We start from the raw sequence: 26,841 nt of genomic DNA on the forward strand, positions 1-26,841 counted from the left end.
TAATCATATTTATTTTGTATGATTAATATGTATTCAGAAAGGAAAATACCATGTGCGAACTCTATGGAATGACCGGCGACACCCCTGTGCGTGCTAACAGCATGCTTAAGGAATTTTACGCCCACAGCCCCAGACACCCCCATGGGTGGGGAATCCGCTATTTTGACAAGGACGGTGATGCCTCCATGTGTAAAGAAGCTGTCAGTGCGCACAGCAGTCTGGTTCTGCCGCAGCTCCTGAGTCATGAGATCAAGGCCTCTGCTCTTATCGCCCACATCCGCTTTGCCACCATCGGGTCCATTGCCGAGCACAACAGCCATCCCTTTATCACCCGGGATAATACCGGCCGTGAGTGGACACTGGCCCATAACGGCAACATCTATTCCGGTATGGAGCTGCTGCCTTATCTGGATACGCAGGCTGGTGAAACCGACAGCGAGCGCGTGCTGCTTTATCTGACCAACGCCATAAATGAGGCCGCCAGCAAGGCCTCCCGCCCTTTGGACGCAGTTCAGCGGGCAGCTCTGCTTGAGAAAAAGCTTGCCGCCATTGCCAAACGCAACAAGCTTAATCTGCTTATCTACGACGGTGAAACCTATTACGTGCATACCAATATCATCGATACCCTTTATTCCAGCCGGGGGGACGGTCATATCTGCTTCTCCACCCATCCCCTTTCCAAAAACGGCTACCACTGGCAGAAGGTTCCGCTGGCCCGGCTTTTTGCCTATAAGGGCAGCCAGCTTATCTACGCCGGGCAAAGCCACGGTCATATTTTTAAACCTGCCAAGCTTCCAGAACACGACTCCGGAAGCTTTGTAATATAAAAAAGCCTCCCGGGCTTTATACCCGGAAGGCTTTGATTATTTTTCTATTCCACGGTCGGCGGCAGTTCCTGTGCCTCGACCTCGATCTCTGTGATCACCGGCTCATATTTTGAATTAAACTTACCCTTTTTATCAAAAACCCGGATAACCAGGTAGGCGATAACCGTCAGCAGTATACCGGTGAAAAAAGGCACAAGCACCAGATCCAGGGTCAGGGCAAGAGCGGCAAAGTACCCCGCCGCACAGCCTGCAACAAAGGCAATAAGCGGAATCCCATACATGATGGAGGTGGCCTTGATAACATTGGCAAACTCCATTTCCACCGATACTGTATCGCCCACCTGGGCACCGGCCGCATTCCGGGCAGTGGCTTCCATGGTCATTTTTTCCTTACCGACCTGGCAGGCTCCACAGTCACCGCAGGCGGCGTGGCGTTTAATCAGGACCTTTGCATTTTTCCCCTTTAATTCTTCGACGATTCCAATTTCTTTCATCGCAGTTCACTTCCTTAATGGTTGCTTTTTTCCTTTTATACCCTGTCCGGCATTCTTAAAACCCTACAGTATTTCGTCGATGCTGATTCCCAGATCAATGAGCTGATCAAGCTGGGCTTCCGCCGGTGCGTCAGTCATCAGGCAGCTGTGGTTTTGTGTTTTCGGGAAAGCGATAACGTCGCGGATATTATCAATATCCATGAGCATCATGATAAGACGGTCAAGGCCAAAGGCCAGTCCGCCGTGCGGTGGTGTTCCATATTTCAGGGCCTCCAGCAGGAATCCAAACTGCTTCCAGGCGTCCTCCATGGTAAAGCCAAGGGCTTTGAACATTTTCTCCTGCACATCCTGATTATGGATACGGATGGAGCCGCCGCCCAGCTCAACGCCATTTACAACCATGTCGTATGCATCGGCGTGTACCTGGGACGGGTCTGTTTCCAGAAGCGGCAGGTCCTTATCCAGCGGGGCTGTAAATGGATGGTGCTTGGCCATATAGCGGCCCGCTTCCGCATCGTACTCAAGCAGTGGGAAGTCGATAACCCAGAGGAAGTTAAACTTGCCGCTCAAATCAAATTCGAGCTTCTTAGCCAACTCCAAACGCAGCTGTCCGAGAGCTGTACAGACAATCTCATCGGTATCGGCTACAATAAAGATCATATCGCCGGGTTCTGCGTCCATCCGTTCAAAGATAGCGTTCTTTTCAGCTTCAGAAATAAACTTGAGGATCGGCGATTTCATTTCGCCGTCAGATACATCGATCCAGGCCAGACCCTTTGCCTTGTAAATCGCTGCAAATTTTTCGAGATTTTTGATGGTCTTTTTGCTGAGCTTGCCCTGGGCGTCCTTGGCGTTAATGGCACGGACAGAGCCGCCCTTTTTAACGGCGCCTGAGAATACCTTGAACTCGCTGTTTTCAACAATATCGGAAATATTGGTCAGTTCCATGCCAAAGCGTGTATCCGGCTTGTCTGAGCCAAAGCGGTCCATTGCTTCCTGATAGGTCATACGGATAAACGGTGTTTCCAGCTCAACGCCGCGGATTTCTCTGAAGATTTTAGCGATCATGTTTTCCATGATGGGCAGGATATCGTCTTTGGTGATAAACGACATTTCCATATCGATCTGGGTAAATTCCGGCTGGCGGTCCTGACGGAGGTCCTCGTCACGGAAGCATTTCGCAACCTGATAGTAACGGTCAACGCCGGAGATCATCAGGATCTGTTTAAAAAGCTGCGGGCTCTGTGGCAGGCCAAAGAATTTTCCCTTCTGTACACGAGAAGGCACCAGGAAATCGCGGGCGCCCTCCGGCGTCGGCTTGCCCAAAATCGGTGTCTCAATTTCCAGAAAACCTTCGTCGTTTAAGAAGTTGCGGGCAATGCTTGCAACCTGGGCTCTTGTTTTTAACATCTTCTGATTTTTAGGCTTGCGAAGGTCTAAATAACGGTATTTCAGCCGTACGGCTTCATTGCTTTTGTCGTCGTCTTCTACGTAAATCGGCGGTGTATCGGCCGTATCGAGTATGGTCAGGCTTTTAACCATGACTTCAATCTCACCGGTTGCCATTTTGGGGTTCACGTTTTCCGCATCGCGGTTAACAACTTCCCCTTCAATACAGAGCACATACTCGTTGCGTACCTTTTCGGCTTGGGCAAAGGCTTCAGCGCTGACTTCCTCGTTGACAACCAGCTGCACCTTGCCGCTGCGGTCCCTCAGATCAATAAAGAGCACGCCTCCAAGGTTTCTTCTGGTGTCTGTCCAGCCGCATAATTTAACGGTCTGGCCTACAAATTCCGTATTCAGTTCGCCGCAGAGGGCGTTTCTATAGGTGGTTTTCATCTTTCCTCCTGTTATGTTATCTATGCGTATTTTAACTTTTTCATATCTTATTATTATATAAAAGGCGTCCCCTTTATGTCAAGTGGCTGGGCGCTTTTTCTGGGCTTTATCCAATAACTTTACATAAAGCAGTTCAGGCGCAGTATTAAGCAATTATGAACAAAAACATGATATACTAACTTAAATCAGAATTAGAGAGGAACTTTCAATGCACCTGCAATATTATTTCGGCAACGATTTTAAGCCGTTTGAGGACTATCTTTCGTCCATTGAGCACACTGTTTTTGAATGTAAAAAGGATACGCCGCTCAGCGGCGTGGGCGCGCCACTGGATAAGGAATACTACGTGCTGGATGGAATGATCCGCACCTCCTTTCTCCACGAAAGCGGTCATATCAAGGCGTTTGCTTTTTATGGTCCCTACACCTTCGCGCCGCTTTACTACCCGGGGGATTATAAAATTGAAAGCTCTCTAATCTTTACAGCTGCTACAGAGCTCAAGGCCCTGGCCTTTGACCGCAAGCTTTTAGGACACTATCTTAACAAAAATCCCGAGCTGAATCAGGCCATGTACGACGCCTATATGCGGCTGGTTGTGCTGCTGATCGAGGACAATATCAACCAGCTCTTTTCAACCGGACTTGAGAAAATCGCGCATTTCCTGTACAGTGCTGTTGTCAACAGCGACGATCCGGTCGTTCTGATCTCCCAGGATGATCTCGCCAGCTTTGTAGGTATGAACCGGGCCAACGTGGCAAAATACCTGAAGCAGCTGCGTGAGGAAGGGATCATTGAAACCGCCAGAAACCGAATCATCGTAAAAAACATCAAAAAGCTACAGGAACGCGGCCCATATACGGGCTAATTCTTTTATTTTTCCTTAAAATTTTATTATTTTAATATTTTATAGGGCTGTTATGTCTTTTAAAAGATATACAGTCTTTTTTATTGTGCTATAATCGGCTTATATTTGAAATCGTTACAGGCCTGTTTTTCAAAGCAACAAAAGAGAGGTGTTTTTCAATGAGTGATAATAAGAAATTACAAGAAAACCGGATTAAAAATTTCCACGATTTTTATAACAACCGAATTCCCGATCATGTACCCACCGGCTATATGATTTCTCACTATCTGGTAGCAGAATACGGCGGACAAAACCTTTTCGACTATCAGTATGATTATGGGCGCCTGCGCGAGCCTGCCCTGGCATTGGAGAAACGAATTATCTCAGATGTAACTCCGATCCTCCCGTGCAGCCAGGTTCTTAACCGTCCGGCAGAATTTTACCAGATCCTGGGCTCTCAGTCTTTTGTGATGGGAAAGAACGGTGTTGTCCAGCATCCTGAAGTTGTCGGCATGCAGCCTGACGAGTACCGTGCCCTGATCGACGATCCCTTTACCTTTTTAATGGAGACGGTTATTCCCCGCCAGTATAAAAATCTTGATCCCGCAGATGGATTCAAAACCGCCGCGACGATTATGAAGGCTCAGTCAAGCCTTAACAAATCAATCGACGCCTCACTGCCCTGGTTTATGGAAATGACCGAACAGGGCGGCCACTATCCCGGCGCTCCGGCCGGTTCCTCGGGCATGACAGAGGCTCCCTTTGATTTTATCGCCGACCAGCTCAGAAGCTTCAGCGGTGTGAGTATGGATATACGCCGCCACCGCAGTGAGCTTAAGGAAGCCTGTGAGGCGCTTCTGCCAGTGCTGTTTGAGTGGGGCCGCCCACCGGTTCCAAACGCCGAAGGCTCCGTCTTTATTCCGCTGCATATGCCAACCTTTATGCGCGAAAAGGATTTCCTTGACCTGTGGCTGCCGACCTTTAAAACCATGATCGAGCAGTACGCCGCCCTTGGCGTACGGTGTAATATTTTCTGTGAGGATGACTGGACACGCTATCTGGATGTTCTGCAGGATTTCCCTGCCGGGACACAGATATGGTTTGAGTTCGGCGATCCTCAGCTGATTAAGGATAAGCTGGGCGATAAGATGATTATCCAGGGGCTTTTCCCTGTTTCAGCTCTTCGTGGCACCAAGGAGGAGGTCGTGAGCAAAGCCAGAGAGCTGCTCGACATCATGATGCCTGGCGGCGGCTACTACTTCCACTTTGACAAAAACCCATTCCTCCTGAACGAAGTCAACATTGATAACTGGGCTGCCTTATCCGAAACGGTTGCGCAATATGGTGTCTATAAAAACGCTGGCGAAGCCTGCGGCACCCCGCTGAACGCAGAGGGCTTTGTCTTTGATCCGGCTAATTTCAGACCGATCGAGTCTAAATACCTGACCACCTGGGAAGCTTTTAAAGCCGAAAACCCACTGGTTCCTGAGATTGCCAGAGGGAACCTGTCACAGCTTAACAACGAGCTGATCAATTTCTTTATGTACCTTCTCGTCTGAGACGGCAAAGCGCCGCGAAACTCTGTTTCGCGGCGCTTGTTATTTTCTATATAGCGAAGGCTCTACAGGCTGTTAAACCAATCCTTAAGCTCCTGTTTCACTTCATCGGGTAAATCATATTTCCGAACGCCCTGAATCGCACCCTCCAGTCCCATAAGCTTATGCAGACAGGAGCCAGGATCGTTCTGCTTTAATTTTAGAAAGGCCTCTCTGGTCCCAGCTTCCCGCAGCTTCTCCGGGGTATCAATCCCGACTGCCTCCAGCTCTCTGGCCACCACTTTTCCAATGTTTGGCAGCTTCTCCAGTTGTGACATCATTACACTTCCTTTCTTATCCAGGACATGGTATAAAATCCATTGTCGGGCGTATGCTCAACGGCATCCGGTATTACTTCCAGCGCTCCGTCAAGGCCAAGTTCCTGACAGGCCAGATCGAAATGGCACAGGGCAATGCCCATGTCAATGCGGTTCAGGCTGCGCGGCGCCAGGCGGTAAAAGTGTGCGCCCTCAGGCGTGACAAGTACCTTCCAGGGCTGACAGTTTCTTGAGGATGGCGCCAGGCGCACCATCTCCAGCGGTACGCCAAAATCACCTGCGCTCTTCTGGGTGAGCGGAATGTTCCAGTTGTCTGTAAAAAAGATGGTCTCAAAGGGTTTCCGGGAGCGCTGTTTTGTCACCCGGCTCATGGTTTTGGATACCATGGACGGCTTGGCTGAGGCCTGGCCGACCGGGGATACGATGGGCAGCATTTCATCGGCCCTCAGCTGAACAGCATCGGCAAAGGCGCCCTTGTTAAAGGTTCCGCCAATCCAGCAGGTACCCAGCCCCAGCTGTGTGCTTTTAAGCACGACCTTCTCAAAGGCGTAGCCCAGGGCCTCCTCCGCAAAATCGCTCCGGTCACAGCACACGGCAAAAAAAGCCTGTGCATTTTTAATGACTCCATAGGTGCCTAACCGATGACTTCCGGGGTATTCACCGGTTTTAATTAACTCTACTCTTATTCGTGCATCAAAGGGATGCTCAATATGCCGCAGATAATCCTGAAGCTGTCCCTCTGCTGCGTGGTGCATGGGACGCTTGCTGTAGCTGCGTATCGAACGGCGGACTTTCATCGCCTCTATTACCGATTTTTTCATCCTTACCACCTCTCCCTGGCATCCGTGTTTGATATGATACCAAGTGTTGCTCTTAGAATACCACCAACCGGGAAAAATTTCAAGTTTTAGCCCCATGCGCTAAGTCAGCTTTAATGCAAAACGACGCCACAAGGCCCAAAAACAAAGGACGGATGTGACAATGAATAAGAGAAAGGGATAAATGTCCGGTGCCACGGCCCACTGGGCAATCCAGAAGGATGGCAGCAGGCTAAAAAAATACTTCTCGTTTCCCTTAAGCACAAAGGGAACCACCATCCCAAACAAAATCAGGCCTGACAGCTTGCTGATCGCCATCCCCTCCACCTTGTTGGAGGCCAGGCTGACAATCAGCATGGCTGCCAGCATTCCCAGAATTGCGGACTGCAAAGCCATACCGGCCATTAACAGAACTGAATCCACAGCCAGTCTGAAAACCGCCAGCACAAAGAAGGAGGCCAGAGCAGAAAGTGCCGCGGGAAAAACCAGCCGTGAAGCCAGATAGCCCTTTTTACCAATCGGCGTGACACAGAGGTAAGTGCTCATATGGCTGTCGGCCTCGCTCAGAATAACCATGGCGGATACAAAGCACAGCATATAAGGCGTAACACTGGAAAGAAACAGATCCATCAGCAGATAATAGGGCTTAAGACCGAAGCCAAACCATTGTATCAGCAGCGGCTCCATCGCCGGAAGGCCGAAGCGGAAAAAAATGCCGCAGAACAGCGGCGCCGCACATACCAGAATCAGCATCCGATCTGCCGCAATCTGACGAATAAAGCAGGAAAACGAACGGCTCAGTGCTCTCATAGCGTTACACCCCCAAGGCTTTTCGTCATCTTGATATAAGCCGCCCTTGCCATAACAAAGGCAGCTGCCAGCCATAGCAGCAGACTGAGGGCCGTCCAATCTGGATTGCCGCTTATGAGCTGGTAAACAGCCACACCCGGATGCAGACCCAGCATCCGGGGCCGGTAACCGGTCCCCCACAAAACCGCTGGGCCCAAAATCAGGAGCTCAATGGGCACGGTCAGCACGATAAACTGGTTGAGCGTTGAAATCCTGGTTGCTGCCGTCAGCCCTACCATACTAAAAAGCATCGCACCGGTAAATGTGCCGATGCATAAAAGCGGCAGGCTCGGACTGCCTCCCACCATACCCAGCACAGCTGCGGTCAGGGTGCCGATCAGAGACAGTGATACCACTTTTGAGAAGATGTATTCCTCTGGCCGCACGGGCGAAACCGTCAGAGATTCCAGTACCCGCTGGCTCCTTTCCAGAAGAATGACAGCACCCATAAAGAACAGCCCCAGCGCCGCCGGGTCTGAAAAGATAATTAACGCAGTGCCGGCCTCCCGCCAGTCTGGCGGCAGTACGGACAACACACCGGCATAGATCACTGTCAGAATCAGGTACAGCGCGTAGAATCCATATTTCCACTGCTGTCGGATGTCTCCCCTCAGCAGGCCCACGATTCTCATTGCAGCGCCCTCCCTGTCATTTCTATGAAAATATCGTTGAGTGTCGGTTCGCTGCTGTGGATAGACAACAGGCGGTTGCTTCTGATCAGTCCCGCCAATAAAGAATCGTCTGACAGAGCATCCAGAGGACAGTCCGCACTTTTTTCACCGCCGTCCATATAGGTGTAGGTGACCCTGGCGGCGCCCTTTGACATGATCAGGCGGTGGGGCGTGTCCACTGCTTTCATTTCACCATCGACAATAAAGGCGACCCGGTCACAGAGCTCTGTGGCATCCTGCATATTATGGGTGGTCAGAATAATGGCTTTGCCCTGACTGCGCTGTGCTTTAATCATCTCCTTCATATGGCTGCTGCTTACAGGATCCAGGCCGCTTGTGGGCTCGTCTAAAAACAGAATATCCGGATTGTGCCGGATCGCTTTGACAAAATTAAGCCGGGATTTCATTCCCTTGGAATAAGCCGACACTTTCTTACTCCCATCCTTTTCCAGGCCAACGCATTCTAAAAGCTCCTTAATTGGCAGCAGGGGGCCTTTATAAAGAGATCCAAAAAATTCAAGGTTTTCACGTCCGGTCATTTTTTCATAGAAGCTCGGAAATTCAAAATCCACGCCAATCTGCTCATAAAAGCTGTTGTTATGCTCCCTTACCTCTTTCCCGTTGACCACAGCACTGCCGCCATAGCCGGGCAGCACCCCCGTCAGTATTTTCTGTAAAGTACTTTTTCCCGCGCCAGACGGACCTAAAAATCCAAATATTTCCCCTCGGCCAACCTCAAAGCGGATTGACTTGATAAATGGCTTATGGGTGTAGCTGAAGCTTAAATTTTCTACCTTAATCATTTTTCACCTCAAAAAGTTGGAGCGCCACGCCGCGCAGCAGTGTTTTCATAACGTCGTCAAATATCGGAGAACCAATCTCCCTTTTATGCAGAATCAATAAAAATACTGCTCTTAAGGCGCCGCTGAAAACCTCAAGGGTTTTCCCCTCCATGCCGGGCAGCATTGCTGTCAGCTGTTCGACGCTGAAATCGTCCTGGGCGTGGTGCTCTTCCACCACCTCATCGGGCAGCTTGCGCATGAGCAGTTCCAGGTCTCCATTTGCGATCATCGGCATGAGAATGCTTTCATCTGTCATTTTGTAAAATCTGAAGAGCAGTTCTGTCAGAGCCTCCGGGGTCATATCGCCCTTCAGCGCTTCCACTGCCGTTAAAACCTCTGTGTGTATCGTGTCATGGAATTCCTTCATCACCTCGAAAAAAAGCATTTCCTTCGAGGGGTAAAACAGGTAAAAGGTTCCCTTTGGGATATTGACCCGGCGCACCAGCTCATCGACAGACGTCTTGCGCATTCCAAACTGCCTGATACATAACCCCGCCTCCTCGCGGAGTCTACGGCGGATATAAGCCCGCTCCTGCTCTGAATAAGCCTTCGGCATTTTTATCTCCTTTTTATTTATTTGACTATTTTAATTTTATTAGTCAAATAATAACACGCATTGCATATTCTGTCAAGAAAATAAAAAAACGACCTGCCGTTTGTCTGCCGGCAGGTCGTATCATCTCTACAGCTCTTTGTGCATCATCAGCCATTCATCTACATCGGAATAGCCGAGATTTTTATAAAACTCATGGGTTTCCGGCGCTCTCAGGGTCATTAAAATGATTTCCTCAACACCGTTCTTTTTTACATGTTCGGTCATTTCAGCCAGGAGCCTTGTGCCTATTCCTTTGCCTTTGTGTCTGACATCAACGCAGAACTCCTTAATCTGAAAGGCCATTCTGGTATCTTCGTACTCATAGTCCCCCAGAATCATTCCGACCATGTACTCATGTTCATCAATGGCTACCATTGCGCTAGCGCTGTTGTTTGAGAGCATCAGCTCCAGGCGTTTTTCGGCACGTTCGGGTGTCCACTTGTCCTTCCAGGGCGGTGTGCTGAAGGCTCTGGCAAAAAGCTTTGAGGCTTCCTTTAAATGTTTTTCTGTCATTTCAATAAAAATCATATTCTTCACTTCCATTTTTAATTGTGTTATACCCTTTCATCGAAAAAAGCTTCATACTGCGCCATCTTTTTTCCCACAATCTCTTCGGTGCGTTCGTTGTAGGTCTTAACATCCTTCACAGTAAAAATCCGGTCAAAACGGTCGATTTCCGGTATATAGAGCTTTCCCGAGGAGCCTGCGCCAATACCAATAATGGACTGTTTCTCTGCCATCATCAGGATATTGTAAATACCTTCCCTGCTCTCCAGACAGTAGCCGATATTCTCGCCGTTACCCTGGGTATATTTTTGCCGGTACAGATAATAGGGATGATACCCTCTTTCCCCCAGCTCTTCCCGGACGTTGGTGCAGAAGGCCCGTGAATAAAGATTTTCAACCTGCCGGCCGGTGGCTGTTTTAATGGCAGAGCCCTTTTTCACAGCCAGACAGTGCACAGTGATGTTTTCGGGTTTTAAGGCAATAACCTGGTCTAACGAGCGCATAAAGGCTTCCTCGCTTTCGTGGTTCAGGCCTAAAATCAAATCCATATTTACACTTTCAAACCCCACCTGGCGGATGGCGTCATAGGTCTCTAAAATGGCCTGCGGCGGGTAGTTCCGGTTAACCGCAGCCAATGTGTCCGCGTTCATGGTCTGGGGATTAAGGCAGACTCTGTCCACACCGTGGGCCTTGAGTATTTCCAGCTTACGGAGACTGGTGGTCTCAGGCCGTCCGGCTTCAAAGGTGTATTCCCTGAGGCGGCTCAGGTCCAGCGACTCATCAAGAGCGGCCAGCAGATTTTCCAGCTGCTCCTCATCCAAAATCGAAGGGGTTCCTCCGCCAATATACAGCGTATCGGCCACAATGCCCTTATCCTTGAGAAAACGGCCGGTACGGCGGACCTCATACAGCAGATTTTTTAAATATTCAGCCACAATGGTTCGTTTTTTATCCGCCACCGTTGAGATAAAGGAGCAGTAAGCACATTTGGCAATACAAAGAGGAATCCCTAAGTATACGCTCACTTTCTGCTGGCTGAGAGGATAAATAATATCCATCTCTCCCTGCGCGATGCCTGTTATCAGCTCAATTTTCTCTTCTGAGGCCTGATATTTTTCCATCAGGCTCTGCTGCACCTGCTCAGGCTTTTGTCCTGCCTTCAGCAGGTTATGGGCCATTTTGACCGGTTTGATACCGGTCATGGTTCCCCAGTCCAGAGTATGTCCAAATAATTCACATAGAAATAGATAAAGAAACCCTTTGAAGGATTGCTTATCCAGGGGTTTCTTTTCATAATCGTATTCTTTTTGCAGAATGGTTTCGCCTTTTTCCACAGCGGTGAGCACCAAACTCATGTCATTTAAATCCACGTCAATCCGGTCCTCCAGGGCCTCGTTAAACACGACGGGAACCTCAGGCCTGAACTGCTGGTACAGCTCGAAGCAGGGATATTCGTAAAGGCGGTCTGCCAGGGTAAAGCTTAGCTTTTCCAAGGGCTAACCTCTGGCAATAAAAGGATTACGCGCTCTCTCGTAGGCGATATCGGTATTTTCACCATGGCCCGGCAGCACGGTCATTTCGTCGTCATAGGTCATGAGCCGGCTCAGAGACTTCATCATATCCTCATAGCTGCCTCCCGGAAAATCGGTCCGGCCGATGGAGCCCTCAAACAGCGTATCTCCAGAAAAAATCACATCCTCGCCCACAAAGCAGCAACTGCCAACAGTATGGCCCGGTGTGTGGATCGTGGTCAGTTTTAGCTCCGGGCTGATTTCCACTTCGTCACCGTCCTTTAGCAGTACGTCTGCCGGCCCCGGAGTCAGGGGCCGCCCCATCATAGTGGACAGGTTTTTACCTGCAGAGGTCAGGGTATCGGCGTCATCCGCGTAGATATAAACCTTGGCGCCCGTCTGGGCCTTTGTTTTTTCCAGGCCGCCGATGTGGTCAAAATGACCGTGGGTCAGCAGGATTTTTCCTACCTTCAGACCGTGCTTTTCCACAGTCTCCATAATACGGTCGTCCTCAAAGCCCGGGTCGATAATAACGGCGTCCTTGGTGTCTTCATCCCAGGCGATATAGCAGTTGGACGCCATTGGCCCAACCATTAATTTTACTATTTTCATCATATTTTTTCTCCTAAAACTGTTTTTCGCTGTCTAACAGAAGCGTTACCGGACCGTCATTGATAATGGATACTTCCATCTCTGCCTGAAACACTCCGGTTTCTATTTTGACGACCGGTTCCTTCCTCAGCTTTTCCAGAAAGAGCTCGTATTTTTCCTTTGCCGCGTCCACAGGACCGCTTTTGGAAAAGCTTGGCCTGCGTCCTTTACGGCAGTCCCCGTAAAGGGTAAACTGCGAAACCACCAGCAGCTCGCCGCCCACGTCCAGCAGGGAAAGGTTCATCTTTCCCGCTTCATCCTCAAATACACGCAGGTTAACGGTCTTCTGGATGATGTAGTCCATGTCCTTTTCTGTGTCGTCTTCCTTTATACCCAACAAGAGGTTAAAGCCACGGCCAATGGATCCGATCACCTGGTCCCCAACCTTGACTTCTGATGCTTTTACACGTTGAATAACTGCTCTCATGTTCGCTCCTATACACGGTGAATGCTGATAATTTCCGGTATTTTATTCAAGTTTTTTATGAGAAGATTGAGTTCTCTCCTTGTCTTGACCTCAAAGGTCGCGGAGAAATAGTCAAACTCGCCCTTTTCATTCCTGGCGGTTAAGGCAGTGAGTGGGATATTCATCTCAAGGAAAATCTTGGAAATCTCAATGAGCAGTCCCTGTTTCTCGCGGGCCTTAATCTGTATTTCGGCTGTAAAGCTGCCGCCAATGCCAAATTTGTTCCACTCAACGTCGACAATGCGGCTGGGGTCTGTCATTCCCAGCACGTTGGGACAATCGGTCCGGTGGACGGAAATTCCCCGGCCAACGGTGATATAGCCCACAATTTTATCTCCCGGTACTGGGTTGCAGCATTTTGAAAAACGCACGTCGATTTCGTTGTGTCCCGCCACAATAACACTGCTGTTGGATTTCTTAAGCTTGGCGGTCTTTTTAATAACCACTTCTTCCTCGGGCTCTGGAAACTCTTTGGGGAAAAGCAACCGCATTTTTTGCAGAACGGTTCCTATTTTCACGCCACTGTAGCCAATGGCAGCATAAAAGTCGCTGAGGGTCTTATAACCCATTTTATCGCTGACCACTTCCAGCTCGCTCGTGCTCAGAAGCTTTGTATCCTGGAGGCCTTCGCGCTTGATTTCGCGCTCGAGCATGGTCTTGCCCTTGGCGATGTTTTCTTCTTTTTCTTCCTTCTTAAAATACTGCCGTATTTTATTCCGGGCGTGGGCACTCTTGGTAAAGTTCAGCCAGTCCCGGCTTGGGCCGTTGGAGTTTTTTGAGGTCATAATCTCCACAATGTCCCCATTGTTCAGGGTGTAATTGAGGGGAACGATCTTCCCGTTGACCTTGGCCCCGACGCAGGAGTTCCCGACATCGCTGTGGATACGGTAGGCAAAATCCAGGGGGCAGGAGCCCATTGGCAGCTCAACCACCTTGCCCTGGGGCGTAAACACATAAACCTCCTCGTTGAGCAGGTCGACCTTGATGGTTTCCACCAGGTCATTGGCGTTGTCCAGCTCCTTCTGCCACTCAAGAATCTGGCGGAGCCAGGACATTTTATTTTCATACCGGAGCTCCTTGTTGTTACTGTCGGTAATACCTTCTTTGTATTTCCAGTGCGCGGCAATCCCGTACTCTGCTGTCTCGTGCATTTCCTTGGTCCGGATCTGGATCTCGAAAGGATCCCCGTTTGGCCCGATGACCGTGGTATGGATCGACTGGTACATATTGGGCTTGGGCATTGCAATGTAGTCCTTAAAACGTCCGGGAATGGGCTTCCACTGGGTGTGGACAATGCCCAGAACGCCGTAACAGTCCTTTACACTGTCCACAATCACACGCACGGCAATGAGGTCATAGATCTCGTCAAAGTTTCGGTTCTGAGCCTTCATCTTCCTGTAAATGGAATAAAAATGCTTGGACCGGCCATAAATTTTAGCCTCGATGCCCACCTCATCAATCTTTTTCTCCAAAATCTTAATGACCTTGTTGATGTATTCCTCTCGGGACTGCTTTTTCATCTTGACCTTTTTAACAAGGTCATAATAGCCGTCTGGATCCAGATATTTCAGAGCAAGGTCCTCAAGCTCTGCCTTAATGGTCTGTATCCCCAGGCGGTTGGCAATGGGCGCGTATATGTCCAGCGTTTCTCTGGATTTTTCAATCTGCTTGGACTCCTTCATATACTCCAGAGTCCGCATATTGTGCAGACGGTCGACGAGCTTGATCAGGATAACACGGATATCCTTAGACATGGCAAGAACCATTTTACGGAGGTTCTCGGCCTGGCTTTCTTCCTTTGACTGATACTCAATCTTACCGATTTTGGTAACGCCCTCAACCAGGTCTGCTACCTGTTCGTTGAACATTTCTTTGATATCGTCATAAGTATATGAGGTATCCTCGATCACATCGTGCAGAATGGCAGCAACTATGGTTTCCGTATCCATTTTATACTCTGCTAAAATATACGCAACCGAAACAGGGTGAATGATGTAGGCTTCGCCTGACAGGCGCTTCTGGTCCTTATGGGCCCCGTCTGCCAGATGATATGCTTTCAGGATCATCTCAGTGTCTGCGTCCGGATTGTTCTTTTTCACAAGTTCGATTAAACTATCAATTTTATGTTCTATTGCTTCGTTTGCCATGGTTCTGCCCACCTTTATTTCTATAAGTGCCTACACTGGATAGAGAATGACCGAAGCTAAAAAGCCCCGGCCATTCTCAGTGTTTTATACCGGATACTGTACTAAGCTGGATACAAAATAATCCTTGAGATTTTCCCGACCCTTCAGCTCCGTCAGTTCTATTAAAAACAGTGCGCCGCAGACCTCGCCGCCGAGCTTTTCTACCAGGTCGATGGCCGCCTTCATGGTCCCGCCGGTTGCCAGCAGGTCGTCAATGATAACCACACGGTCCCCGGGCTTGATAGCGCTTTTCTGAATTTCGACGGTATTGGTGCCGTATTCAAGGTCGTATTCCTCTGCTACCACCTCGCCTGGCAGCTTGCCGGGCTTACGCACCGGAACCAGTCCAACGTTCAGGAGATAGGCCAGCGGCGTCCCAAAAATGTAGCCCCTTGCCTCTGGAATACAGACCAGGTTGACGTCCAGCGCCCTGGCAATTTTGTGAAATTCGTCAATGACAAATCTAAATGCCTCCGGGTCGCGGATCAGACTGTTAATGTCCTTAAAACTGATTCCTTCCTTTGGAAAACCTTCAAAAATATCGATTTTGCTCTTAATATCCATTTCGTATCCTTCTCTTTTCTTATTAATCATTCATAATCAAGATATGTTCTTAATTTTACCATTAACGGCGCCTTTTGAATATCCTTTTTTCCATTTGACGCAAGAATTTCACAAAAAACCACGCCCTTTTTAAGCCTGAAACGGATAAGCTCAGACTCCTGAAGAATATTCAGACCTGCCAGCAGCTTAAAGACATTGAGCGTCTCAAATTTCCGAACAATCTGATCGACTGCGGCTCCCTTTAATTGCACCTGGCGCATCAGGGTGTAGATCAGCTTCAGGTCTTCCCGGGTAAGGTTCATGGCTTCCCGGTCAAGCGCTGTCAGTCCAAGCTCCGGCAGTTCTGCCGCCGGCGCGTTTTTAATCTGCTCAATCAGGTTGTAGGCAGACTGGTTATGGTAAAAAGGCGACCGTTTAATATCTTTTAATAATAATTGTACGCTTTTTTTGTCTCGAAAGCAATTAATTTCTGGTTTACATAGGATAGAAAATTGACCGTCGGTTCCATTGTCCAGAGCCGCCCCCATTCCAAAGCCCACACAGCGGTAGGGTGGTATGGAGAACATGAGGTGTGTTTTGTCACTCCCCATTTTCCGGGCGTCCTGGGGCTTCAGGCCTTCCATCAAAAATACCGGACCGGGGTTGCCTACGCCATAGGGTTCAAACTGGTCAAGCTCCTCGACCAGTGTTTCGCTCACCTCGTCAATTTCCATAACGCCGTCGTAATACATTGTTTTGGTCAGAAGGCGGCTGACGCCCTTTTCCGCAGCATAGGCATTGACCTTTTCTGCAAAGGCCGGAATATCCTCCGCCAGAATGCTCAGCCCGGCCGCCTGTTCGTGGCCGCCAAAGCTGGGGAAAAACTCAGAACAGCTCTGGAGCGCCTCAAAAATATTAAAGCCCTCCACACTCCGGCAGGAGCCCTTGCCCATTCCCTCTTCATCGATCCCGATGACAACAACAGGGTGGTACCAGCTCTCCTGAAGCTTGCTGGCCACAATACCAATGACACCGGGATGCCAGCCGTCGCCGGCCACGACCATAATCCCCTGCGCATCAAGGTGCTGCTCCTCGACCTGTGCTTTAGCCAGTTCTAAAATTTCCTGCTCAATGTCCTGCCGTTTCCGGTTTTCCTGGCTCAGATATGACGCGATTTCTGCCGCCTGGGCTTCGTCCTGTGTCAGGTAAAGCTCAACCACCTTGCCCGCTTCGCCCAGACGCCCTGCCGCATTAATCTTTGGCGCAATAACAAAACCGATATTTCCGGCGTTGACCCGTTTGACCTCACTGACCTCGATCAGCGCGCGGATTCCAGGATTGACCGGGTGGGTGTTCAGGTAATCAATTCCCAGGGATGCAATGATACGGTTCTCGCTCCTCAGCGGAACAATATCCGCCACAGTGGCAATGGCCGCACATTCGATATACTCCTGCAGGTCTGTATCCAGCCCCAGCACGCGGTCCAGTGCCATTACCATTTTCAGCGCCACCCCAGCGCCGCAGAGCTCGGAAAAGGGATAGGCAGAATCCTCACGCTTTGCGTCCACAACAGCCAGGGCATTAGGGACATCCCCCTGACACTCGTGGTGGTCGGTTATGATCACATCTATGCCCTTACCGTTGCAGAAATCCACCTGTTCGTGGGCAGCGATACCGTTATCCACACTCACGATCAGGCTGGCTCCGTCCTCAATCACTGCCTGAAGCGCCGGAATATTCATTCCGTAGCCCTCCTCCAGACGGTTGGGAATCCGGTAAAAAGCTGTGATGCCAATGGCTTTAAAATAGCGCATCAGGATGGATACGGCCGTGGTTCCGTCTGCGTCGTAATCGCCGTAGATACAGACCTTTTCACCCTGCTCTCTGGCCTCCAGAAGCCGGTCGACGGCCTTCTGCATATCCGGCAGCCCAAAGGGATCATAAAAATCCGAAAAATCCGGATCCAGATAGGCCATTGCCTTATCGGCAGTATCGTATCCACGCTTAACCAGCAGTCTGGCCGACAGGGGCGTCAGACCGCATTCCTCCATCAGCTCGCCGATGGCCTCTGGGTCTGCTTCTGTTTTACTTTTTCGTTCTTTCCAAATTGTATTTACCATATGCTTCCTCTATACAAAGAAACCGGCTGCTCAACCGTGCAGCCGGCTCCTGGTTTCTCACTTTTATACCTGCGGCTGTTTATTTCTACCCTTATTGGTATTTGAAACCGCTTTTTTCTTATTCTTTTTATTGCTCTTAGAGTTGGGGAACCGTCTCTGAAACTGTACCCACAGCGGGCTGGCTACAAAAATTGATGAGTAGCAGCCGCTGACAATCCCGACGATTAACGGCAGGGCAAAGCTTCTGATGGCATCGACACCAAAGATATACAGGGCCAGAATGGCCAGCAGTGTCGTTACAACCGTGTTGATGCTTCGCTTCAGGGTCTGCGAAATACTCACATTAACCAGCTCGTCAATGTCACGCATACCGATCCGGGTTTCATTTTCACGGATACGGTCAAACACTACGATGGTATCGTTGATGGAATACCCCAGAATGGTCAGAATAGCCGCAATAAAGGGCGCGTTGACCTGAATCTGGAACAGGGCGTAAACCCCGATAACAATGGTAATATCGTAGATCAGGGCAATTACCGCGGACAGGCCGAAATAGAACTCGAACCGGAAGGTAATATAGATCAGCATGAGCAGAACGGCTACCGCGGAAGCGATGACCGCGTTGCGCGCGGTTTCTGAACCAACGGTGGCTGTGACCGTGTCAACGGAGATCAGGTCACTGTCCTCAAGACTGTATTTGTCCTTAAACTGATTAAACAGCTCCTTGCGCTGATCGGTGTCCAGGCTTTCCTTGGTACTGATAACAATACGGTCCTGTCCATCGCCGGCGTAGGTGATTTCCGCGCTTTTGTCGTACTGATCCGTAATCTGGCGCGCATCGTCGGTATTGAACTGTGTGTGCAGGTCAATAGTGACAATGGTACCGCCCACAAAGTCGATCCCGAAATTCAAGCCTCTTACAAGCATGGAACCTACGCTGATAAGAACCAGAACGATTGCGATGCTGAACCAGATTTTACTTTTTTCAACTAGTTTTAATGTCTTCATCCTTCTGCTCCTCCCTTAGATTCCATAGAACTTACCGCTGCCAAACAGATGCGTACCAATGACGAGCTTGGTCAGATGCTTGGTAATGACAACTGCGGTCAGTAAGCTCACGATAATACCGAGAATCAGCGTTACAGCAAAGCCCTGAACGCTGCCGCTGCCCATAAAGAACAGTACAAAGCCTGCGATGAGCGTCGTGACGTTGGAGTCAATAATGGTGCCCATGGCCCGCTTAAAGCCCGCGTCAATGGCAGCATTGATGGATTTTCCGGAGCGTGACTCGTCTTTAATACGTTCAAAGATAATAACATTGGCATCGACAGCCATACCCACGGAAAGAATTATCCCAGCAATCCCTGGCAGGGTCAGCGTGACATTGGCAAAAACCATCAGGATTAAGTCAAGCATGATATAAACAATCAGGGCCATGTCGGCGATAAAGCCAAGGCCTCTGTACATAATAAGCATAAATACCAGAACAGCCGCGATACCGATGGCGCCGGCGATCAGACTCTGGTTCAGGGAATCCTGCCCAAGGGTCGGCCCGATAGTAGTAACTTCAATGGGGCTCAGCTTAACTGGAAGCGCGCCGCCGCGGATGAGCTCAGCCAGATTTCCGGCCTCTTCCATATCCGCCATTCCCTCGATCACTGCCTCGCCATTGGTAATGGCCACATTGACCTTGGGACTGCTGATAACCTCGTCATCCAGCTTGATGGATATCTGCTGGTTCAGGTACTTCTGTGTCGCGTCGGCAAAAAGCTGGGTGCCCTCGTCGTTAAATTTCAGGGTAACCACTGCTTCTTCCAGGCCGCTGCTCGTTTTCTGCTGAACAGCTTTGGAATCCACAACGTCCTTACCGGTCAGAATGACCTCGCCGTCCGGACCCACAAATTCCAGCTGAGCGGTTTTACCGATCATATCCAGAGCCTGCTGCTGGTCCTGTACTGAGGGGATGGACACTCGGATACGGTCCTCACCCTGTTTTGAAACCTGGGCTTCGCTAACGCCCATGGAATCCACACGTTTTTTTATGGCAGCGACGGTACTGTCCATTTTTTCAGACGTAATACCGCTGTCGTCTGTCGCTTCAGCTTGAAGCACGACATTGACCCCGCCGGTCAAATCCAGTCCATAATGTACATGGTCCCCGATTTTTCCAATGTCATAAATCCCCACGCTGATGCCATGAAACAGCGTGTAGCCGCAAAACGCAAGAATTGCAATAAAAATAACCAGTGTGATGGTCTTTTTAGTATTAACCTTTTCTTTCACACACTTTCCTCCTCTACTTAACCATTCGTCGTTTCTAATGGATCATGCTGCGCATTCTCTCAAGGCGCAGTAACAGCTCTTCCTTGCCCAGTACATCCATAATCAGTGTCAAATCCGGGCCGTGCATCTCTCCGGTCAGCATGATACGGGTAGGCATGTAAAGCATTTTCCCTTTAATTTTTTCTGCTTTGTGTTCCTTCTGGATTTCCTTCAAGATCGCTTTGGCCCGTTCGGTATCCACCACGTCGCTTTCTGTGATTTTTTCGACCAGGGCGTTAAAAAGCACCGGAACCGTTTCTTCCTTTAAGATATCAAGGCTTTCCGGGTCTGTAATCTCAAAGCCGCGGTCAAAGAGCATTTTTGTCTCCTCGGGCACCTGCGCAAAATAGCTGAGACGCTCACGCATGAGCTCGCCAACCTTTTCCAGCCACGGCATGCGGCTCTCAACATCCGCCTGAGTGATGTAGCCAGCCTCCAGCAGGTATGGGATCATACGTCCGGTCAGTTCCCCGATGGGCAGCTCCTTAATATAGTGGGCGTTCATCCAGTCCAGCTTTGCCCGGTCAAACACTGCGCCGGATTTATTGATTCTGGACAGGTCAAAGGCTTCAATCAGTTCATCCATTGAGAAAATTTCCTGCTCGTTCTCAGGGCTCCAGCCCAAAAGGGCCAGGAAGTTGATCAGAGCCTCAGGCAGATAGCCTTTTTTCAGGAAATCCCCGACGGATACGTCGCCCTGGCGTTTGCTGAGCTTTTTATGATCGTCGTTCAGGATATTGGACAGGTGGACGTACTGAGGCTGTTCCCAGCCGAAGCATTCGTACAGATACACATGCTTGGGTGTGGAGGGAAGCCACTCCTCGCCGCGGATAACATGGGTAATGCCCATGAGGTGGTCGTCGATGACAACGGCGAAATGGTAGGTTGGAAAACCGTCGGTTTTAATCAATACCTGGTCGTCCAGATCGTTGGTGTTAATCTCAATTCTGCCGCGGACTGCATCGTCAAAGGCGACGACATGGTCTTCCGGCAGCTTCAGGCGGATAACATAGGGTTCACCCGCTGCGACACGCGCTTCCACTTCCTCTTTTGGCAGATTGCGGCAATGTCCGTCATAGCGCGGTGTCTCGCCGGCTGCCTTCTGCTTTTCGCGCACCTCGTCCAAACGCTCCTTGGTACAGAAGCAGTAATAGGCCTGGCCGTTTTCCAGCAGCTGGTCGATATACTTTTTATAAATATCCAGACGTTCGGACTGGATATACGGGCCGCAGCCGCCCTTTTGCACAATTTTACCGTCCTCCTCAAAAAGCCCTTCGTCCGGTACCACACCGGTTACCATCAGGGCGTTGAGCAGATTCTCCACCGCCCCTTCTTCGTAGCGGGTACGGTCCGTATCTTCAAGGCGCAGTAAAAACTGTCCATTATTCTTTTTGGCAAACAAATAATTGTATAAGGCGGTTCGCAAGCTGCCCACATGCACATTGCCAGTGGGGCTTGGAGCAAAACGATCTCTAATCATTCAATTCTCCTTCTAAACTGATATCGATAATCAAGGTTCTATAATTATTACACGCTAACTATTATAGCATTAATTCTTGTCTTTAGCATGATTTTTTCGGTTATTTTTAATAATTCTTGCATTTCGGGCAAGGATTTCCCGACCGCGCCAGGCGGCCGCTGTTTTTCCAAACTGCTTTTCAAAATCCTCCGCACTGACTGCTTCGGTATCCTCCAGTGACGGATAAACACTTTCCAGTTTTATTCCGGGCCAGCCCGCCCTGCCTTCCAGGCTTTTTTTGTTCCAGGGACAGGCCCGCTGGCAGTCGTCACAGCCGTACAAATAAACCGTGCCCAGAAGCTTTTCTTCATCTGCCGAAAGCTTTTTCTTTTGGGTCAGATAGGATACGCACCGCTCTGGCTCCAGCGTATAGCCTTCTCCCAGAGCCTGGTTCGGGCAGGCCAAAAGACAGCGGCGGCAGGAACCGCAGCGGCTTTCCAATGGTTGGACAGGCTCAAAGTCGATGGGACTGTTTACCAGTATCTGTCCGATGAAAAAGAAGCTGCCGTATTGTGGATTGATCAGCGTGTTATTTTTTCCAAAAAAGCCCAGTCCTGCCCGCCAGGCCGTTGCCCTGTCCAAAAGCCGGCTGTTGTCCACATAGCAGCGGTAGTCAAGCGACGGAGCGCTTTCCTTCAGCCGCGCCATCAGGCCGTGCATTTTTTCTGTGACCCTCTCATGATAATCCTGTCCCCAGGCGACCGCCGCTAGCTTTCCACGGGCCGGACTCTCCCCGGGCTCCGGCAGCTCCGCGCAGTAAGGCAGACCGATAACGATGATTCCCTCTACCTCTGGAAAGGCCTGAGCGTAGTCAATACGCTTGGCTGGCGGCGTGCGCTCAAAGCTTGTGAGCCTTCCCTGTTCCCTGCGCTTTTCGAGCGGCTCCAGCCACTCTGTCAGGGGGTTCGGCTCTGCAAAGCCGATCATTTTAATTCCGGCCGCTCTGGCGGCTTGTCTGATTTCCTCTTCCTTCAGCATCTTTTTCCTCCGGCAGCTAAAATAAAAAGCAGGCTTATGTTCTGCAAGCCTGCTTTTACTTAAAATTTAAAGCCGTTCTTCAATTACTTCCCAGGCTTCTTCTTTACCCAGCTTAGTAGCTGCTGAAAACAGAATAACATCACTCCGTTTTCTTGGCCGCAGGGTATTAAAAATATTGTCCACAGCCTTTTTCTGGCGTACCTTTGAAATCTTGTCGGCCTTTGTCGCAATGATAACCGGATCAAGGCCGTAATAGGTCAGCCAGTCGTACATGAGACGGTCATCCTCTGTGGGCTCGTGGCGGCTGTCTACCAGCAGCAGTACCAGCACCATGTTCTCACGCTTCTGCAGGTATTCCTCAATCATAACGCCCCATTTTTCGCGTTCCTTTTTAGAAACCTTGGCGTAGCCATAGCCTGGCATGTCCACAAAATAAAAGGCTTCGTTGATCTTATAGAAGTTCATCGTCTGGGTCTTTCCAGGCTGGGAGCTGGTACGGGCCAGCCCCTTTCTCTGGATCAGTGTGTTAATAAAGGAGGATTTGCCGACATTGGAGCGCCCCAGCAGGACGATCTCGGGCAGTTTATCCTCGGGATATTGGGCTTGCTGGACCGCGCTGATGACGATCTCGGCTTGGGTTACTTTCATTTAAGCTCCTCGAATACAATTTTTGTAACTTCTTCCATTTTGCTGACCGGGTGGATATTGAGGGCATCCAGCACCATATCCGGCACTTCCTCAAGATCCTTCTGGTTTTCCTTCGGCAGGATAATTTCCTTGATGCCTGCGCGGTGCGCGGCGGTCAGCTTTTCACGCAGTCCGCCGATGGGCAGTACGCGGCCTCTCAGGGTAATCTCACCTGTCATGGCCAGATTCTGCGGTACCGGCTTGCCGGTAAGGGCAGAGATCAGCGCTGTGGTCATGGTAATCCCTGCGGATGGACCATCCTTTGGCACTGCACCTTCGGGCACATGGAGATGAATATCGTTCTTTTCGTAAAAATCCTCGGCAATGCCCAGCTCTGATATTTTGGAACGGATATAGCTGATGGCGGCCTTGGCAGATTCCTGCATAACGTCGCCAAGCTGACCAGTGATCACAATCTTGCCGGTCCCCTTGACAACGACCACTTCAATCTGAAGGGTTTCGCCGCCCACAGAAGTCCAGGCAAGCCCGTTGACCAGGCCCACCTCCTTGACATTGTTCATGGTGTCAAAGGAGTAACGTTCCATGCCCAAGAACTTGTCCAGATTCTTCTGCGTAACAGAGACGCTCTGCTTGCCGTTTTCCACAATTTCCTTGGCGGCCACACGGCACACACGGGCAATCTGGCGTTCCAGCTCACGGACACCGGACTCACGGGTATAATAGCTGATAATATTCTGTAAGGCTTTCTGGCTGATCTTGCAGCTGCTGGCCTTTAAGCCGTGGATTTCCAGCTGCTTTGGAATCAGGTAGCGTTTGGCGATTTCCAGTTTTTCTGTTTCCACATAGCCGTTGACCTCGATAATTTCCATACGGTCGAGCAATGGTCTCGGAATGGTGGAGAGGGAGTTGGCTGTGGTCAGGAACATGACATGAGACAAATCAAAGGGAAGCTCCAGATAATTGTCCGTAAAGGTACTGTTCTGTTCCGGGTCCAAAACCTCCAGAAGCGCTGACGCCGGGTCCCCTCGGAAATCCTGGCTGAGCTTGTCAATTTCGTCCAGCAGGAACAGTGGATTCATGGCCTCTGCTTGTTTCAAATGATAAATAATCCGTCCCGGAATCGCGCCCACATAGGTTCTGCGGTGTCCGCGGATTTCCGCCTCATCCCGCATGCCGCCTAAGGACATGCGCACATAGGGGCGGTTCAGCGCCCGCGCAATGGACTTGGCGATGGAGGTTTTACCAACCCCCGGCGGTCCCACCAGACACAGGATCGGTGATTTTAAAGATTTTGACAGCTGAAGCACTGAAATGTATTCCAGAATACGCTCCTTGACCTTTTCCAGCGCGTAATGGTCGTGATCGAGAATTTTTCTCGCTTCCACCACGTTGAGGGTTTCCTCTGTCATAATATTCCAGGGCAGATCGAGAACCCACTCGATATAGCTTTCAATTACGCCTGCCTCCGATGAGCCTGCCGGGATTTTATTCAGCCGGTTAATCTCATTGGTGACCTTTTCCCGGACCTCGTCGCTGACGTCCATCGCTGCCAGGCGTTCACGGTAATCCTCGATCTCGTCGATGACATCGCCCTCGCCGAGCTCTTCCTGGATAACCTTGATCTGTTCCCTGAGCACATACTCACGCTGGTTTTTATCCAGCTCAGATTTTACCTTCGCGTCAATATTCTGTTCGATCCGCAGCATTTCCAGCTCGCTGACCAGCACCTCGTAGGTGATCATCAGGCGTTTTTCCACATCAGTTTCCTGCAGAATACGCTGGGCGTCCTTGCTTTCCAGCACCAAGTTGGCGCAGATCAGGTCAATGAGATTGTCCGGATTATCCACAAGATCCAACGAGGCCAGCAGGTCTGTGGCCATCTTCCGGGTCATAGTCATATAGGTCGCAAAGGCCGAACGGATCATACGGATCAGCGCCTGATTTTCTTTGGTGTCGTAGTAAATGCTCTGAACCGGCTCGTAGAGCACTTCAAAAAAGGGCTCGTACTGAATATACTCGATAATTTTCGCCCTTTCCTGGACCTCTACGAGAATTCTGGTGAGGTTGTCCGGCATTTTAAGCATCTGCTTAACCTTAGCCACACAGCCAACACTGTAGATATCTTCCGGTTCCGGGTCTTCGATTTTTATATCCTTCTGCTCGGTCAGAAATACAATCTGATCCCTTGTCATGGCTGTCTCAAGGGCCTGAATGGATTTGTCCCGGCCGATATCGAAATGAACCACCATTCCCGGAAACACGCTCATACCGCGCATGGGAATCATGGGCAGACCCTTCTGCTCATCCTTAATATCTTCGGACAGGCCGACTGGGTTTTGGATATGATTATTTAAAGTCATTTCATCATTCTCAATGTTCATTTTATTGCTCCTTTCTAAGAGATAAAAGGGGATGTCTTTCAGTTATAAAAAAAGCAATCCCATAAGATTGCTTTTTTACAGGTATTCTAAGATACACTGGTCGTCTTTTCTTCGCTGGCTTTCGGCTGTGTTTCCACTACGGGCGCTTCCAGCTGTTCGACCACATCTTTCGTGATAATAACCTTTGACACGCCTTCCTCAGAAGGAATGTCAAACATAATGTCTGTCATGATATTTTCAATAATACCACGGAGGCCTCTGGCGCCGGTACCATTTTGCAGGGCTTTTTCGGCAATGGCCTTTAAAGCATCTTTTTCAAATTCCAGCGTTACGCCTTCGATTTCAAACATCTTTTTGTACTGCTTGACCAGGGCGTTTTTAGGTTCGGTCAGGATATTGATCAAGGCCTCTTCGTCTAAATTCTGAAGGGTGGCAATGACCGGGATACGGCCGATAAACTCAGGAATGAGGCCGTATTTCAGCAGATCCTGAGGTTCGATATTGTCGAGAAGCACCTCTTTGGCTTTTTCGTCAGTGGTTTTAATGGTTGCACTGAAGCCCATGGAGCCCTTTTCCATTCTCCGCTCAATGACCCCGTCCATGCCGTCAAAGGCACCGCCGCAGATAAAGAGAATGTTGGAGGTATCCAGCTGAATAAATTCCTGATGCGGGTGTTTTCTGCCGCCCTGGGGGGGCACATTGGCAACGGTTCCCTCGAGAATTTTCAGCAGGGCCTGCTGCACACCCTCGCCGCTGACGTCGCGGGTGATGGACGGGTTGTCGCTTTTTCGGGAGATCTTATCAATTTCATCAATATAGATGATCCCCTTCTGAGCGCGTTCAACGTCCATATCGGCTGCCTGAAGCAGCTTGAGCAGGATATTTTCAACATCTTCGCCTACATAGCCGGCTTCTGTCAGAGAGGTGGCATCCGCAATGGCAAAGGGTACATCCAGCACCCGCGCCAGTGTCTGGGCCAGCAGGGTCTTGCCAGAGCCTGTAGGTCCGATTAAAATAATATTGCTTTTCTGTAATTCGACATCATCATCAGCGTCCAGCATGGCGTTAATACGCTTGTAGTGATTGTAAACCGCTACGGCCAACGAACGCTTTGCCCGATGCTGGGAGATAACATATTCGTCAAGCATTGCTTTAATCTCACGGGGCGTCGGTACATTTTCAAAATCAATTTCCTTTGGCACGTAGTCATTGGCAATGATTTCTTCACACAGGGCCACACATTCATCACAAATGTAGACGCCTGGTCCTGCAACCATCCGCTTTACCTGAGACTGGCTCTTTCCGCAGAAAGAACAGCAAACCTGTTTGATTCCATCTTTTTCGTTTGACATATTAA

Annotated in this window: 25 protein-coding genes; 3 read left to right on the plus strand and 22 right to left on the minus strand. The window is 49.9% G+C overall.

The genetic code is table 11. The features are described 5' to 3' along the window. The first annotated feature begins 50 nt into the window (after positions 1-50). Positions 51-827 carry a class II glutamine amidotransferase gene (locus I2B62_RS11270; RefSeq protein WP_195269181.1) on the plus strand — a complete coding sequence of 259 codons (777 nt, stop codon included), beginning with the start codon at positions 51-53 and terminating at the stop codon, positions 825-827. A 44-nt stretch (positions 828-871) separates the two neighbouring features. Here I2B62_RS11270 and I2B62_RS11275 read toward each other — a convergent pair whose 3' ends face one another. Both I2B62_RS11275 and aspS read right to left on the minus strand, forming a co-directional pair. Continuing rightward, entirely contained in the window at positions 872-1,321 is a 450-nt protein-coding gene (locus I2B62_RS11275; protein WP_195269182.1) for a SoxR reducing system RseC family protein, read from the minus strand. A 63-nt stretch (positions 1,322-1,384) separates the two neighbouring features. Then, on the minus strand, positions 1,385-3,160 hold the full coding sequence (gene aspS, locus I2B62_RS11280; protein WP_195269183.1) for an aspartate--tRNA ligase: 1,776 nt from the start codon (positions 3,158-3,160) through the stop codon (positions 1,385-1,387). 208 nt (positions 3,161-3,368) lie between these two features. Between aspS and I2B62_RS11285 the strand changes: the two genes are divergently transcribed. After that, positions 3,369-4,025, plus strand: a complete 657-nt coding sequence (locus I2B62_RS11285; protein ID WP_195269184.1) for a Crp/Fnr family transcriptional regulator — start codon at positions 3,369-3,371, stop codon at positions 4,023-4,025. Positions 4,026-4,183: 158 nt separating this feature from the next. Then, a complete protein-coding gene (locus I2B62_RS11290) occupies positions 4,184-5,563 on the plus strand; it encodes a uroporphyrinogen decarboxylase family protein (protein ID WP_195269185.1) in 1,380 nt (459 codons plus the stop codon). A 62-nt stretch (positions 5,564-5,625) separates the two neighbouring features. Here the strand turns inward: I2B62_RS11290 and I2B62_RS11295 are convergent, their stop codons facing one another. From I2B62_RS11295 to clpX, 20 genes are all read right to left on the minus strand, one after another. Continuing rightward, entirely contained in the window at positions 5,626-5,880 is a 255-nt protein-coding gene (locus I2B62_RS11295) for a TfoX/Sxy family protein (RefSeq protein ID WP_347707817.1), read from the minus strand. Then, positions 5,880-6,698 (minus strand): nitroreductase family protein, encoded by an 819-nt coding sequence (locus tag I2B62_RS11300; protein WP_195269186.1) that lies wholly within the window; start codon positions 6,696-6,698, stop codon positions 5,880-5,882. The genes I2B62_RS11295 and I2B62_RS11300 overlap by 1 nt, the downstream gene beginning before the upstream one ends. Positions 6,699-6,797: 99 nt before the next feature. Then, the gene (locus tag I2B62_RS11305) at positions 6,798-7,505 is read right to left on the minus strand and encodes a hypothetical protein (RefSeq protein WP_195269187.1); all 708 of its coding nucleotides are present in this window, start codon (positions 7,503-7,505) and stop codon (positions 6,798-6,800) included. Beyond that, the gene (locus I2B62_RS11310) at positions 7,502-8,176 is read right to left on the minus strand and encodes an ABC transporter permease (RefSeq protein WP_195269188.1); all 675 of its coding nucleotides are present in this window, start codon (positions 8,174-8,176) and stop codon (positions 7,502-7,504) included. The genes I2B62_RS11305 and I2B62_RS11310 overlap by 4 nt, the downstream gene beginning before the upstream one ends. After that, positions 8,173-9,018, minus strand: coding sequence for an ABC transporter ATP-binding protein (locus I2B62_RS11315; RefSeq protein ID WP_195269189.1), 846 nt, complete (start codon positions 9,016-9,018; stop codon positions 8,173-8,175). The genes I2B62_RS11310 and I2B62_RS11315 overlap by 4 nt, the downstream gene beginning before the upstream one ends. Next, on the minus strand, positions 9,011-9,613 hold the full coding sequence (locus I2B62_RS11320) for a TetR/AcrR family transcriptional regulator (RefSeq protein WP_195269190.1): 603 nt from the start codon (positions 9,611-9,613) through the stop codon (positions 9,011-9,013). The genes I2B62_RS11315 and I2B62_RS11320 overlap by 8 nt, the downstream gene beginning before the upstream one ends. A gap of 126 nt (positions 9,614-9,739) precedes the next feature. Beyond that, positions 9,740-10,180, minus strand: a complete 441-nt coding sequence (locus I2B62_RS11325) for a GNAT family N-acetyltransferase (RefSeq protein WP_195269191.1) — start codon at positions 10,178-10,180, stop codon at positions 9,740-9,742. 26 nt (positions 10,181-10,206) lie between these two features. Then, complete coding sequence (gene hemZ, locus I2B62_RS11330) at positions 10,207-11,652, minus strand: coproporphyrinogen dehydrogenase HemZ (RefSeq protein ID WP_195269192.1); 1,446 nt, start codon at positions 11,650-11,652, stop codon at positions 10,207-10,209. A 3-nt stretch (positions 11,653-11,655) separates the two neighbouring features. After that, positions 11,656-12,285 (minus strand): MBL fold metallo-hydrolase, encoded by a 630-nt coding sequence (locus I2B62_RS11335; RefSeq protein ID WP_195269193.1) that lies wholly within the window; start codon positions 12,283-12,285, stop codon positions 11,656-11,658. A gap of 10 nt (positions 12,286-12,295) precedes the next feature. After that, entirely contained in the window at positions 12,296-12,748 is a 453-nt protein-coding gene (gene dtd / locus I2B62_RS11340; RefSeq protein WP_195269194.1) for a D-aminoacyl-tRNA deacylase, read from the minus strand. An 8-nt stretch (positions 12,749-12,756) separates the two neighbouring features. After that, positions 12,757-14,934, minus strand: a complete 2,178-nt coding sequence (locus I2B62_RS11345) for a bifunctional (p)ppGpp synthetase/guanosine-3',5'-bis(diphosphate) 3'-pyrophosphohydrolase (protein WP_133967615.1) — start codon at positions 14,932-14,934, stop codon at positions 12,757-12,759. An 84-nt stretch (positions 14,935-15,018) separates the two neighbouring features. After that, complete coding sequence (locus tag I2B62_RS11350) at positions 15,019-15,537, minus strand: adenine phosphoribosyltransferase (protein ID WP_195269195.1); 519 nt, start codon at positions 15,535-15,537, stop codon at positions 15,019-15,021. 26 nt (positions 15,538-15,563) lie between these two features. Next, positions 15,564-17,636 carry a single-stranded-DNA-specific exonuclease RecJ gene (gene recJ, locus I2B62_RS11355; protein WP_195269196.1) on the minus strand — a complete coding sequence of 691 codons (2,073 nt, stop codon included), beginning with the start codon at positions 17,634-17,636 and terminating at the stop codon, positions 15,564-15,566. Between the two features lie 63 nt (positions 17,637-17,699). After that, the gene (secF, locus tag I2B62_RS11360; protein ID WP_195269197.1) at positions 17,700-18,644 is read right to left on the minus strand and encodes a protein translocase subunit SecF; all 945 of its coding nucleotides are present in this window, start codon (positions 18,642-18,644) and stop codon (positions 17,700-17,702) included. A gap of 15 nt (positions 18,645-18,659) precedes the next feature. Then, complete coding sequence (gene secD, locus I2B62_RS11365) at positions 18,660-19,919, minus strand: protein translocase subunit SecD (RefSeq protein ID WP_195269198.1); 1,260 nt, start codon at positions 19,917-19,919, stop codon at positions 18,660-18,662. 34 nt (positions 19,920-19,953) lie between these two features. Further along, complete coding sequence (gltX, locus tag I2B62_RS11370; protein WP_195269199.1) at positions 19,954-21,438, minus strand: glutamate--tRNA ligase; 1,485 nt, start codon at positions 21,436-21,438, stop codon at positions 19,954-19,956. Between the two features lie 69 nt (positions 21,439-21,507). Next, complete coding sequence (gene queG, locus I2B62_RS11375; protein ID WP_195269200.1) at positions 21,508-22,455, minus strand: tRNA epoxyqueuosine(34) reductase QueG; 948 nt, start codon at positions 22,453-22,455, stop codon at positions 21,508-21,510. A 66-nt stretch (positions 22,456-22,521) separates the two neighbouring features. Continuing rightward, complete coding sequence (yihA, locus tag I2B62_RS11380; RefSeq protein WP_195269201.1) at positions 22,522-23,103, minus strand: ribosome biogenesis GTP-binding protein YihA/YsxC; 582 nt, start codon at positions 23,101-23,103, stop codon at positions 22,522-22,524. Further along, positions 23,100-25,484, minus strand: coding sequence for an endopeptidase La (lon, locus tag I2B62_RS11385; protein WP_195269202.1), 2,385 nt, complete (start codon positions 25,482-25,484; stop codon positions 23,100-23,102). Before lon ends, yihA begins: the two co-directional genes overlap by 4 nt. Positions 25,485-25,570: 86 nt before the next feature. Continuing rightward, complete coding sequence (gene clpX, locus I2B62_RS11390; RefSeq protein WP_195269203.1) at positions 25,571-26,836, minus strand: ATP-dependent Clp protease ATP-binding subunit ClpX; 1,266 nt, start codon at positions 26,834-26,836, stop codon at positions 25,571-25,573. Positions 26,837-26,841 lie beyond the last annotated feature (5 nt).

Source organism: Eubacterium sp. 1001713B170207_170306_E7, assembly GCF_015547515.1.
In the GTDB taxonomy this organism is placed as follows: Bacteria; Bacillota; Clostridia; order Eubacteriales; family Eubacteriaceae; genus Eubacterium.